Origin of the sequence: Bradyrhizobium sp. CCBAU 11361 (assembly GCF_028128935.1) — a bacterium.
Classification (GTDB): Bacteria; Pseudomonadota; Alphaproteobacteria; order Rhizobiales; family Xanthobacteraceae; genus Bradyrhizobium; species Bradyrhizobium niftali.
The window spans coordinates 46,438-58,664 of sequence record NZ_LBJZ01000184.1; the positions used below are offsets into that span (position 1 = coordinate 46,438).

Annotated in this window: 9 protein-coding genes and 1 pseudogene; 3 read left to right on the forward strand and 7 right to left on the reverse strand. The window is 64.4% G+C overall.

What is annotated here, in order from left to right:
- Nucleotides 1-68 precede the first annotated feature (68 nt).
- Complete coding sequence (locus XI08_RS25660) at nucleotides 69-1,736, reverse strand: thiamine pyrophosphate-requiring protein (protein ID WP_271576552.1); 1,668 nt, start codon at nucleotides 1,734-1,736, stop codon at nucleotides 69-71.
- A gap of 340 nt (nucleotides 1,737-2,076) precedes the next feature.
- Here XI08_RS25660 and XI08_RS25665 point away from each other — a divergent pair.
- Nucleotides 2,077-2,250, forward strand: a pseudogene (locus XI08_RS25665) ((2Fe-2S)-binding protein); the annotation flags it as partial.
- Between the two features lie 25 nt (nucleotides 2,251-2,275).
- On the forward strand, nucleotides 2,276-2,953 hold the full coding sequence (locus XI08_RS25670; protein WP_271576492.1) for a type 1 glutamine amidotransferase domain-containing protein: 678 nt from the start codon (nucleotides 2,276-2,278) through the stop codon (nucleotides 2,951-2,953).
- Nucleotides 2,954-3,194: 241 nt separating this feature from the next.
- Here the strand turns inward: XI08_RS25670 and XI08_RS46065 are convergent, their stop codons facing one another.
- Nucleotides 3,195-3,389, reverse strand: a complete 195-nt coding sequence (locus tag XI08_RS46065; protein ID WP_333928194.1) for a hypothetical protein — start codon at nucleotides 3,387-3,389, stop codon at nucleotides 3,195-3,197.
- Nucleotides 3,390-3,849: 460 nt separating this feature from the next.
- A complete protein-coding gene (locus XI08_RS25680; RefSeq protein WP_271576494.1) occupies nucleotides 3,850-6,603 on the reverse strand; it encodes a beta strand repeat-containing protein in 2,754 nt (917 codons plus the stop codon).
- Nucleotides 6,604-6,946: 343 nt separating this feature from the next.
- On the opposite strand from XI08_RS25680, the gene XI08_RS25685 reads away from it, so the two are divergent.
- Complete coding sequence (locus XI08_RS25685; RefSeq protein ID WP_271576495.1) at nucleotides 6,947-8,392, forward strand: hypothetical protein; 1,446 nt, start codon at nucleotides 6,947-6,949, stop codon at nucleotides 8,390-8,392.
- A 1-nt stretch (nucleotide 8,393) separates the two neighbouring features.
- Here the strand turns inward: XI08_RS25685 and XI08_RS25690 are convergent, their stop codons facing one another.
- The 4 genes from XI08_RS25690 to XI08_RS25705 form a co-directional block, all read right to left on the reverse strand.
- Nucleotides 8,394-9,077, reverse strand: coding sequence for a class I SAM-dependent methyltransferase (locus XI08_RS25690; protein ID WP_271576496.1), 684 nt, complete (start codon nucleotides 9,075-9,077; stop codon nucleotides 8,394-8,396).
- An 8-nt stretch (nucleotides 9,078-9,085) separates the two neighbouring features.
- On the reverse strand, nucleotides 9,086-10,084 hold the full coding sequence (locus XI08_RS25695) for a glycosyltransferase family 2 protein (protein WP_271576497.1): 999 nt from the start codon (nucleotides 10,082-10,084) through the stop codon (nucleotides 9,086-9,088).
- A gap of 184 nt (nucleotides 10,085-10,268) precedes the next feature.
- A complete protein-coding gene (locus XI08_RS25700) occupies nucleotides 10,269-11,831 on the reverse strand; it encodes a hypothetical protein (protein WP_271576498.1) in 1,563 nt (520 codons plus the stop codon).
- A 130-nt stretch (nucleotides 11,832-11,961) separates the two neighbouring features.
- A complete protein-coding gene (locus tag XI08_RS25705) occupies nucleotides 11,962-12,207 on the reverse strand; it encodes a hypothetical protein (RefSeq protein ID WP_271576553.1) in 246 nt (81 codons plus the stop codon).
- Between the last annotated feature and the right edge of the window lie 20 nt (nucleotides 12,208-12,227).

Consider the following 12,227-nt stretch of genomic DNA (forward strand, 5'->3'; position numbering starts at 1 on the left):
GGCCGGATTATCACATCTTCTGCGGCCGGAGCCAGCGCCCGCGGCCCTGCCGCCGAGACCCGGCTGCCTCACGTGCCCGGCCGCGACACCTCGGTCTCCTTGCTGGTGATGAACTCCAGCAGCACCGGCACGCCTTCCTTCGTCTTCTGGATGCCGCGCCTGATCGCCGGGACGATGTCCTCCGGCTTCAACACCCGCTCGCCATAGCCGCCGAAGGCGCGCGCCATTGCGGCATAGTCGCCGGAAATGTCGGTCGAGCGATATTTCTCGGTCGAGACGGGCATCACCTTCAACTCGATCGCCATCGAGAAATTGTTGAGCAGGATCGACATGATCGGGATGCGCTCGCGCACCGCGGTCTCGAAGTCCATGCCGGTGAAGCCGATCGCGGCATCGCCCCAGACATTGATGCAGAGCTTGTCGGGCCTTGCGAGCTTTGCGCCCATCGCGAGGCCAAGGCCGTAGCCGAGCTGCGTCGTCTTGCCCCAGCCGAGATAGGAGAGGGGTTCCACCGCCTTCCAGAACGGCGAGAGCTGGTCGCGCGGGCTGCCGGCATCATGGGTGATGATGGTGTTGTTGATGTCGACGGTGTGTTGGAGGTCCCACAGCACCCGATAAGGGCTCAACGGCGCGTCGTTGCTGGTCAGCTTCGGCATCCACTTTGCCAGCCATTCCTTGTGCGAGGCGGCGATCTCCGCCGCGACGGCCGAGGCGTCGCGATCCTTCGTGACGGTCCTGGCGATTTCCTCCAGCAGCGCATCGAGCACGAGGCCGGCATCGCCGACGAGGCCGATCCTCGCCTCCACATCCTTGTTAAGGTGGTTGGGATCAAGCGTGGAGTGGATGATGGTCTTGCCCTTCGGCATCGCGATGCCGAAACTGGTCTCGGTGAAGGAGCAGCCGACGCCGAAAATCACGTCGGCCTCGCTGAGGAACTTCGGCACCGCGCGCGGCACCGCAAGACCGCCGGAGCCGAGCGACAGCGGGTGTGTCTCCGGAAACGACGACTTGCCTCCCAGGCTGGTGGTGACGGGAATGGCGAGACGCTCCGCAAGCCGTTTCAGTTGCGGCCACGCCTGCGCATAGTGCACGCCCTGGCCGGCATAGATCACCGGCCGTTTGGCGTTGACGAGCAGGGCGGCTGCTTCCTTCACATGCACGGGATCAGCGCCGTAGCGGGTGCGCAGCACCGGCGTGTAGTTCAGCGGTTCCGGCACCTCCTCGTTCCACATGTCGGAGGGGATTTCGACGATCACGGGCCCGCCGCGGCCGTTCTTGAGTTTCGTGAAGGCGCGGCGGAAGATGTTGGCGACTTCCGCGGCGAGGATGATCGGCTCCGAGGACTTTGCGAACGGCTTCATCGCCTCGCTGGAATTGAAGTTCGGCTCGATGTGCGCCAGCCGGCGCTGATAGCCCATCGGCAGCACCAGCACGGGCACGGATTCGCCGAAGCACTGCGCGACGCCGCCCATCGCGTTCTCCGCGCCCGGCCCATGCTGCATGCAGAACGCGCCGATCGTGCGCCCCGACGTCACGCGCGAGATCGCGTCCGCCATGTGGATGCCGACGCGCTCCTGCCGCACCATGACGGGGCGGATCTCGGCCTGCGCCGCATACTCGATCAGATGGTTGACGGGATAGCCGCAGAGGATCTCGATGCCTTCGCGCCTCATGATTTCCGCAATGGCGGTGCCGAGCTTCATGACGTCTCTCTCTCCCTGGCGAGGCCGGTTGATCCGGCTGATTGGGGAGAGAGGATCAGGAAATCGGAGAGGCGTAAAGCGCAGTTGATCGCGCCCGCAGGTAGGTCAGCCATGCAGGAGGCGCGATCGCTACTCTGCGGTTCGCTGGGGCGTCTCGACATTGATCAAAGTGTCGCGCGACGAGAAGGCGCGCCTCATGCGACGAGCTGCTGTCGCAACGGGCAATAAAGCGCATGCAGCTTGCCTCCAACTCAGACCCGCGACCTTTATCGTGCGAATTCGAAACTGAGGGCCGGTGCCGCAGGGTTTGGGTTTGACACTCTTGAAACTTCGAGCGCACGCTAACCGCACTATTGCGTAGGGACACGTCGGCATGATTGAGCTCACCGTCAATGGGATCAAGCACAGGGTCGACGTCGTTCCCGAGATGCCGCTCTTGTGGGTGCTGCGCGACGAACTCGGCATCACCAGTCCCAAATGCGGCTGCGGGGTCGCGCAATGCGGCGCCTGCACCGTTCACATCGACGGCAAGGCGGTGCGGTCCTGTCCAGCGTTATCGAAAGGAGAAAACCATGACCCAACATGTCCTCTGCATCGTCACCAACGCAGCCGTGCTCGGTCCGCATAATCGCAAGACCGGCTTCTTTTTCGCCGAAGTCGCCCATCCTTTCGAGGTGCTCGACAAGGCTGGGGTCGCGGTGGAGTTCGCGTCCCCAGCCGGGGGATGGACGCCTTACGATGCGTACGACGAGAAAGATCCCGCTCAGAAGGAGTTTCTCGCGAGTAAAGCCTTTCGTCGCCTAAATCACAGTCGCAAATTGTCCGAAGTGGACGCCGCCGACTACGACGCCATCCTGGTGCCCGGCGGTCTTGGGCCCATGGTGGACATCCAGCGCAATGCAACGGTCCAGAATGCCATCGTGCGCGCCTGGAGCACTGGCAAGCTCGTTGCCGCTGTTTGTCACGGGCCGTGCGCGCTGCTTGGCGTTAACCTTGGTGATGGCACTCCTTTCGTGCGCGGCAAGAAGCTCACGTCCTTCTCAAAGAAGGAAGAGTACGACTACGCCCGCGATGATGTGCCTTACGAGCTTGAGGACGCGTTAAGGGCAGAAGGTGCCGAGTACTCGTCTGCAGCCAACTGGCAGCCTCACGTCGTGGTCGATGGCCGGCTCATCACGGGGCAGAACCCCGCTTCGGCCGGACCGCTGGGAAAAGAGTTGCTGTCCGCCCTCAAGCGACAGGACCGGTGACGCGAACATCTGAAATGTCGGAGTGGACGCAATTTACCTGGCCAAAATTCCCGAACTGGCTGATCGGACGGCGGTGGTTCTGGAAGCGGTCGAGGTTGGGGGGCAGGTGAACGGCGTCAGCAAACCTTCGAAGTAACTGCATCCGCTGGAACTGCTCCCCGGATTTCGCTGCGCTCCATCCGGGCTACCAGCTTTGCGAACTGCCACAGCCGCAGTTCGGGCTGGCCAGTGGACAAACGTCCTATTTGCAGTTCTGGCAGATCATCAGCTTTCGCTTCAACGCCTCATCTTCCTGATCGAGGCCGTCGGCATCCGGATTGGACCTGGAGTCCTTTGCGGCGCGTGACCTCACTGGCGGCGTCACCTGGCGCGAACTGTCATTGTCATCGACGACGCCGACGCTGAAGCCGTCGTAGTCGGCGGCCGGATTCGACATCGGTTGAGGTCCGCCAATCACGGGTGTCGAAGTCTCCCTGCCGGACGCCGCCGACGGAGTTCTGTTCGTCGTCCCCCGAGCGGGCTTGGTGGCAGTCGGGCGTGGCGGAGATGCCTTGGGCGGAGCAAGCGAAACCGGCGGCGCGGCCGAGGTCTGTCCTCTCGCGCTGTCGTGCGACCATGCGCCGACAAACATGAGGCCGAGAGCCAAGAGCGTCACGCTTCTCATCCGCATCCTCTCGGCAGCTCTGGTTCAACGATCGATGGCATGGCCCGCCGAGCCACAACGGCGTGCAGAGTATCAGGACTCGCATGGCCGTCAAAGCGCCGTGGCCCGGATGGTGAGCGGCCTAATCCGGGACGGCCGCATCGATTCGCGGGCCCGCGATTGCCTTCCGCGCCATCCGGGCTGCGCCCGACAGGCAAAACACGCGATCGCCGGGCGACCGCGATCGTCGGCCTCAGATCAGCGTCCCCGAGTGGACGCTCGCATGGGCGAGCAACGACTGGATCACGATGTTGTCGCCGGGGCCTCCGTCCAGCACGTCGACGCCGCCACCGCCGATCAGCACGTCATCGCCAAGCCCGCCGAGCAGCGTATCGTTGCCCGCGCTGCCGATGAGCACGTCGTCGCCGGCGCCGCCGTCGAACACGAGGTGCGGCCCGCCGGGACCGACGCCCGACGCCTCGATCACGTCGTCGCCGCCGAGTCCGTTGATGGTGATGGTGTCGTTAAAGTCGAAGTTCTCGATCACGATCTGGCTTGCGAGACCGTCAATCACCAGCGCGCCATTGCTGTTGAGCGAAAGCGAGATGACGTCGTCCCCGCCCGTGCCGTTGATCACGATCTTGTCGGCCGCGCCGTCGCCGCCTGCGGTGCCGGGAACGCCGGCCAGATCGATCTTGACCTCCGTCACGTCGGTGCCGCTCATGTCGCCGACATTGATCGTGTCGGCGCCGCCGCGGGCATTGAACGCGATCGTTTCGACGCCGTGCGTGTCCATCGTGATCGAGGCGACGTCCCGCGTCAGCTCGGCACGCCCTCCATTCGCGAAGATGTTGATGGTTTCGGCGATGTTGGCGCCGTTGAACAGCAACGTGTCGGTGCCGCCCTGACCCTCGACCGTGTCGTTGTCGTCGCCCGGATTCCAGACGAAGGTGTCGTTGCCCGCGCCCATCAGCGCGACGTCGTTTCCATCGCCGCCATTGATCAAGTCGTCGCCCTGACTGCCGCGGATGGTGTCGTTGCCGAGTCCGCCGTTGATCGTGAGTTGCAGCACGCCGGCCGCAAGCCCGCTCGCATCGATCACGTCGTCGCCGCCGAGGCCATTGAGTGTCAGCTGGTCGGTCGCATCCATGAAGGTCAGGTTGGTGGTCGCATGGAGGCCGAAGACGGTCACGCCGCCGGCATTGCCGGTGACGCCGAACGTGTCGGCGCCCTGGGTGGCATCGACCGTGACGGTGTCGACGGCGCCGTCGGGCGTTCCGGCCGAACCGCCGAGGTCGATGTTCACCCGCGTCACATCCGTCCCGGTCAGGTCGCCCACCACGACATGGTCGGCGCCGCCCAGCGCGTGGATATCGACATGCTCGACCCCGTGCAGGTCCATCGTGATGTTGCCGACGTCGCGCGTGAGCAGGGCGTGATCGCCGTTCGCCGTTATGGTGAGGTTCTCGGCGATGTTGGCACCGGAGAACCGCAGCGTGTCGACGCCGGCGCCGCCTTCGATGGTGTCGCTGCCATCGCCCGGATTCCACTGGAACACGTCGCGGCCGGCGCCGAGCTGCACGAGGTCGTCGCCGCGGCCACCGACGACAGAATCATTGCCGTCGCCGCTGATCAGCGTGTCGTTGCCGGCGCTGCCGACGATCGTATCGTTGCCGGCGCCGCCGTCGATCGTCAGGTGCACGATTCCCGCGGCAAGCATGGCCGCCGAGATCGTGTCGTTGCCGCCGAGGCCGTCGATGACGAGCGCGTCGTTTGCGCCTTCCGCGTTGGTAATGGCAAGAGCGGCGGGCAATCCTGTGACCGAAACTGACGTGCCCGAGCCGGACACCTGGATCGTATCGGCTGCGCCCGTGCCGTTGAGCGTCACCGTATCGGCCGCGCCGTCCCCGGTCCCGTTCGATCCGAGATCGACATTGACCTGCTTGACATCGGTTCCAGCGAGGTTGTTGACGACGATGTTGTCGCTGCCGCCGCGCGCATTGATCGTGATGGTCTCGATGCCGTCCAGGTCCATCGTGATGTTGCCAACATCGCGGGTCAGCAGCGTGCGTCCGCCATTTGCGGCGGAAACAACGATGTTCTCGCCGATGTTCGAACCATTGAACAACAGGGTGTCGGCTCCGGCCTGTCCTTCGACCTTGTCGCTGCCGTCGCCCGGGTCCCACTGGAAGGTATCGTTGCCGGCGCCGAGCAAGGCGGTGTCGTTGCCCTGGTTGCCGTCGATGAAATCGTTGCCGTCGCCGCCCAGCAGGCGGTCCGCACCATTGCCGCCGAGGATCGTGTCATTGCCGGCACCGCCGTCGATCGTCAGATTGATGAGCGCGGCGAGATTGCCGGTGGCGGTGATGACATCGTCGCCGCCATTGGCATGGACCACGAGGTTTTCTGTGGTGCCGATGTCCAGCGAGAACGGCGCGGGGTCGACGCGGTCGAAGCGCACGCGCGTGCCATTGGCCGTGATGGCGAAGGTCTCGCTGTCGTTGCCGCCGTTCACCTCGGCGGTGTCGATGCCTTCGCCGCCTTCCATCAGGTCGCTGTCGTCGCCGGGGTTCCAGATCATGCGGTCGTTGCCGGCCTCACCGAACATCTGGTCGTTGCCGTCGCCGCCGATCAGCACGTCATTGCCGGCGCCCCCGAACAGCAGATCGTTGCCGCCTTTGCCGAGCAGCGTGTCGTTGCCGGATTGCCCGAACAGCATGTCGCCGCCGGACCCGCCGGTCAGCGTATCGTTGCCGGCGCCGCCGAACAGATTCGCCGCAGGCATCGCGCCGTTGCTCTCGTCGATGGTGATGGTGTCGTTGCCGTCCTGGCCGAAGGCCTGGATCAACTTGGTGTTGGCGACCGTCGCGGGGCCGCCTTTGATCGCGACCGCGCCTCCGTTGACGACGATCGTTCCGGCCGCATTGCGGCCCAACGCGATCGTGTTGTTCTGGCCGTTGCCAAAGGTGGTGAGAATTCCGGCGGAAAAGTTTGCTGTGACAGCCATGTGCGCTTCTCGCTCGCGTCATCCTCGGAACGGACCGTATGGCAGGATCATGACGCGTTTCGCGATGCCACCGGGGGTGAACGGCAAACGACAACGGCTGTAGGCCGAGACGCAAGTTCCTGCTTGGCCGAATCCTCCGGAAGGGCTTCTGTTTGTCTTGAGAACAGCTTGATTTTCCGGAGAGCGCCGCATTCCCGGCTGATGGATCTTCGCGGCGGGAAGGATGCGTCCGCCCAGCGTCAGGAACATGGTTCACAAACAGTAACCAGCCCGCCCTGCGCCCGGCCGGGCGCGGTGAACGTCGAAGAAGAATTTAACGCTTGGGCCTTAACTTGCGCTCGCCATGAGTGAGCAGGTCGTGCACAGCGAGGTTCAACCGTTTTCGGCGCGTGCGGCGCTGCCCTGGCTGGTGAGCCTTGGCGTCTATGCCGTGGTGCTGATCCTTGGACAGCGGCTGCTCAACGATCCCGACAGCTATTCTCATATCGAGGTCGGCCGCTGGATCATGGCGCATGGCGCCCTGCCGGCGAGCGACCCTTTTTCCTTTTCGATGCACGGCGCGCCCTGGATCACTTTCGAATGGCTTTCGGAGATCGTCTACGCCGGAGTCCACGCGCTTGCCGGCTGGCCGGGCGTCCTCGTCGTCGCCGCGGCGGCGATTGCGCTCGCCTTCGGCCTGTTGACGTTCTTCCTGCTGCGCGAGTTTTCGCCAACCCTGACGCTGATCATGGTGATCGCGGCCATCATCTTGTCGGCGCCGCATATGCTGGCGCGGCCACACGTGCTGGTGCTGCCGGTGATGGTAACTTGGGCGGCCGCCCTGGTGCGCTGCATGGATCGCGGGGGGCCTCCGCCCTACTGGGCCCTGCCGCTGCTGGTCCTGTGGGCCAATCTGCACGGCAGCGTGGTGCTGGCGCTTGGGCTGATCGGCCCTGTTGTGCTCGAGGCGCTGCTGCGTGAGGGGCGAAGCGGATGGTCGCACGTGCTGTTGCGGTGGCTGCCATTCACGGCGCTTGCACTCGCAGCCTCCTGCCTGACGCCCTACGGGCCGGAACCGCTGCTGATGCCGCTGACGACACTCGGCCTCGGCCCCGCGCTCGCCTGGATCTCGGAATGGCGGCCGCAGGATTTCAGCCGCATCGGTGGCTTCGAGTTACTGCTGCTGGCCGGCATCTTTGCGCTGTCGCGCGGTGTGACGCTGCCGCTCGTGCGGGCCCTGGTGGTGATCGGCCTGCTCCATTTCGCACTGGCGCAAGTACGCAATGCGGATCTGCTAGCCATGCTGGCGCCGCTTTACCTGGCGGCTCCGCTGGGTCGGAAGTTCGGCGGACCGACCGGGGATGATGCGGCCGGCTCGTCGCGCGGCCTGATCCTGGCCGCGTTCGTTGGGTTGATCGCGGTGAGCGGGGCGGCGCTGGCCCGTGACATCCGGCCGGCTCCGATCATCACCCCTCAGGCTGCCATCGCTCAAGCCGACCTCGCCAAGGCGGGGCCCGTGCTCAACGATTATTCCTTCGGCGGCTATTTGATCTTCGCCGGCATTCCGACCTTTATCGATGGTCGTGGCGAACTGTACGGGGGACCGTTCATCGACCGCTACAACCGCGCCGTAGCGCTGGTCGACCTCGGAGATTTTCTCAAGTTGCTCGATGAATTCAACATCGGCGCGACGCTGCTCGCACCGCGGACACCGGCGGTCGCGATGCTCGACCGGCTGCCCCACTGGCAGCGCGTCTACAGCGACGATGTGGCGGTCGTGCACAAGCGGCGAGATGCGCCGCAGAGGTAAGTCAGGCGGTCCCGAACGCCGCGTATTGGCCCCCGAGCGACACGCCGCTCAAGGCACCTTCCAGACGCCGCGCCGGTTTGGTGTCCCAGGGGAGCAACAGGAAATGGCGCGAGCCGATCTCGCGTAATCCGTCCGCAGCCATCAACTTCCGGGTCGTGCCGGCGCTGAGCAAGACGGCGTCCCGGTCGAACTCACAGCGCGCCACGGCGAGGCGTGTCAGCGGGTTGTACGGATTGTGCTCGATCACGCAGACGAGCCCCCCGGGGCGCGTCACGCGCCGCATCTCGGCGATGAACTGCGCCCATTCGGCCGGCACGACATGGTGCATCACGCAGACGGCCGTGACCAGATCGAAGCTGGCGTCGTCGAAAGGAAAGGTGCGGCCGTCGAATTCACGGTAGTCGACCCCGCGGTTGTCGGCGCGAGCCTGCGCCAGGCTGGCCGAAGACACGTCGATACCGCTCAAGCGGCCGACCATGCCGTGCAGCAGGGGATGAAGGCTGCCGACGCCGCAGCCGACGTCCAGCATTTCGGGCCGCTCTGCGTCCAGCCGCTGCGCGATCAGATCGCGCAGGAGATCGGCCTTGGCGCGCATGAAGAAATGATGCGGCAAGCCCGAAAAGTCGATCGATGACTGGACCACGTCACGGTAGTTGTCGTGATAACCGTCGAAGAGTTCGGTCATGCGCCGGGTCACTCGTTGACGGCGTGGATCGCGGGTGCCGCGGCCGCCGCCTCGCTGCGATCGAAGCCGGCGCGCGTCTGCACCACGTAGAGCGGACGGCGTTTCACCTCGGCATGGATGCGGCCGACATAAAGCCCCACGATGCCCGTCATCAGCATGTTGATTCCGCACAGCAGGGACACGACGACGATCGTCGAGGACCAGCCGGTCACGAGATGGCTGTCCTTGCTGAGCCACAACAGGATCACCCAGCCGCCGTAGAGGAGTGCGAGTCCCGAGACCGTCAATCCGCACCAGACTGCCAGCCGCAAGGGCAGATCCGAAAAACCGAGCGCGGCGTTCGTCGCGAGCCGCACCATCTTGAACAGCGGGTATTTGGTTTCGCCCGCTGCGCGCTCGAGGCGGTGGAAGGTGACCTCGGTCTGCCGGAAGCCGAGCCAGGCGATCATGCCGCGGACGTAGCGGTCCTGCTCCGGCATCTGCCGCAGGGCGTCGAGCACCTTGCGGTCGATCAGGCGGAAATCGCCGACATCGGCGGGGATGCCGACAGAGGACATCCTGCCGAGAAGCCGGTAGAAGAGATGCGCCGTCGCGCGCTTGAATCGGCTTTCGCCGTCGCGCGACAGGCGGCGGGCGTGGACGATGTCGTTGCCTTCCTGCCATTTTGCGATCAATTGCTCGATCACTTCGGGAGGATCCTGCAAATCGGCATCCATGACGATGATCGCGTCACCTTGCGCGGCGTCCATGCCGGCGGTGATGGCGACCTGATGGCCGAAATTGCGCGACAAGCCGATGTAGCGAAAGCGCGGGTCGCGCGTGGCGAGCGCCCGCAGCACGATCGAGCTGGAATCGCTGCTGCCGTCGTCGACGAAGATCGCTTCCGCCGGCCCGTCGAGCCGGGACAAGACCAGGTCGAGCCGGCGCAGCAGGATCGGCAGCACGGCTTCCTCGTTGAACACGGGGATGACGAGGCTGTAGCGGATCGATTTGAAACTGGCCGCCATGCGAGGGTGTCCAACTCGGTTGCAGGGGCGCAAGTCTAATTCGCCGGTGGTTAAGGTCGCCTTGCCGCAACTGTTAAGGATCTAGGGCTCCCGGGCGATGCGGCCGGCCCGGGGGCGGCCGGGGCCGGGAGGGAGCGGGGATGTTGATGCCCGATTAACCACGCTGTGCAGCTGTGGCTTCGGCCTAGGACCTGTGGCGGATCTTGTAGAGAACAAATCGTTCCGAGGTGTCCAGCTCGTCCAGCAGATCAGGCAGCGGGTTGGGCCCGGGCGGTCCAAGCACATAGAGATAGTCGAAATCCTGGTGCCAGGTGCGGACGAACGGCGGAACGTCCGCCCGCGGCTGGCTTGTCACAATCGCCGTCAGCAGGCTTGACGGCACCGGCCCTCCGTAGGGAATGGCAAGACGGCGCACGGCCCCGCGTGGCCGCACCGGCTGCTTGCCCTCTTCCGTGAATAAATTGGGCACGAAGGCGTTGGCATAGTGCACGGCCAGCGTCGGCGCATAGAACATTGGATAGGACGTGAGGTCGGCGAAGGGCGGGTCTCCAAGGTCGCCCGTGCTGCCAACGAGGACGCGTGAGCCGCGATCGATCTTTTCGAACGACCTGATGATGGCCGCAAAGTTAGTGCGGTAAGGCAACCACACCGCGAGGACGACGGCGAGATTGATCAGGATGATGCCACTGATCGCAGCGAGCGCAGCCATTCTCCAGGCACGGTTGGGCAGGGACAGCGAGCAGAAGGCCGGAAGGATCAGAGCCGCGGCGGGAATCACGCGGAGGTCGACAAACGAGGTTCCGAACAGCTTCGAGGGAATGACGAGGTACAAGAGCGCAAAGCCGATCGCGAGCCAGATTCCGGCCGGCTCAAGCTTGAGCACGCCGCGTCTTGCGGCGAAGAGCAACGAGATCATCAGCGCCAGCCCGGTCATTGCCGATAGCGTCAAATTGTAGCCGTTCATGATGCGCAGCGGCCAGATCGGCTTGAATCCGAGGAACCAGCTCGTACCTTCGCTTCCGATCGAGCCTGCAGTCATATGCATGATCCCGAACAGGACGAGCGCCGGTATGGCCAGCGCGCCAAGCCGCCCGGCCGCGACCCGGTACGATATTCCGTGGTGGCGGATGCGCCAGAGCTCGTAAAGGCCCAGCGTCGCGCCGTAGATGCCGAGGGAGAAGAAATGCGCCGCATACAGCGCAGCGACGAAGACCGTGTTGACGACGAAGCGCCGTGGCCATGGGCCGTCTGCCAGCATCAGATAGACGGCAATGCCCCAGAGGGCGAGGCCTAGCCCGAACTCGAAATTCACGAAGCCCCAGCTGAACGGCAGGCAGTAGAGGAAGGCGAGCGCCGCAAAGCCGGCGAGATGGACACGTCCCTTGCGGGCCCATTCGAGCAGAAGCGCACCCCCTACGATCAACAATTGGCTCAGGAGCAGAAACAGCCGTGTGGCGTTCTCGACGCTCATCAGCCGCGCTATCTGCGGGACCAGCAGGTCCATTCCAAGGTTGGGATAGAATGCCCAAGCCACCTCGTAATGCGGATTGGCGTTGGGAGTACCGCTCTGGCTCAAAATATACATGCGGGCGAGGTGATTGGGATAATCGACCATCGCGGGAATAGGGGTCAGCAGCACCGGAAGGAACGAGACGGCCGCCAGCATTGCAAGAACGGTGATCGTCACCGATCGATCCGAGCCAAGATGAGCCCGGATCGTCAAGGTCGGCCTGTCGGAAAATGCCATGTGATCGGGCCGCTGGAGTTCGAGCCTGCGCTCTGCAAAGGTGCAATTGCACGACACAACGTGCATAGCGCGAACATCGTAAAGATCAAACGTCACGCGGAAGCTGGGCGCCGTTGCCGTATGCCCAGCGCTAATGAAAAGGAAATTCCGCGATGTTCGTGTTGCTGCAATCACGAAGGCTCGGTGGCGTGAGCAGCGTCTCCAACAGCGCCTTCGATTGCCTGGAGATGACCACGACGTTCTCGCGGCCGGTATCGAGGCGAACGCGGCGGATCTTCAGTTGGGAGTGCGGGAGGTCTGGGTGCATGGACGGGCCGGCAGCGAGGAAGCCTCCATGCTGAGCCATCGCGGTCCTGGTGCTGTTGACCCAGATCATGGTCTGCCACGCCGGCAGGC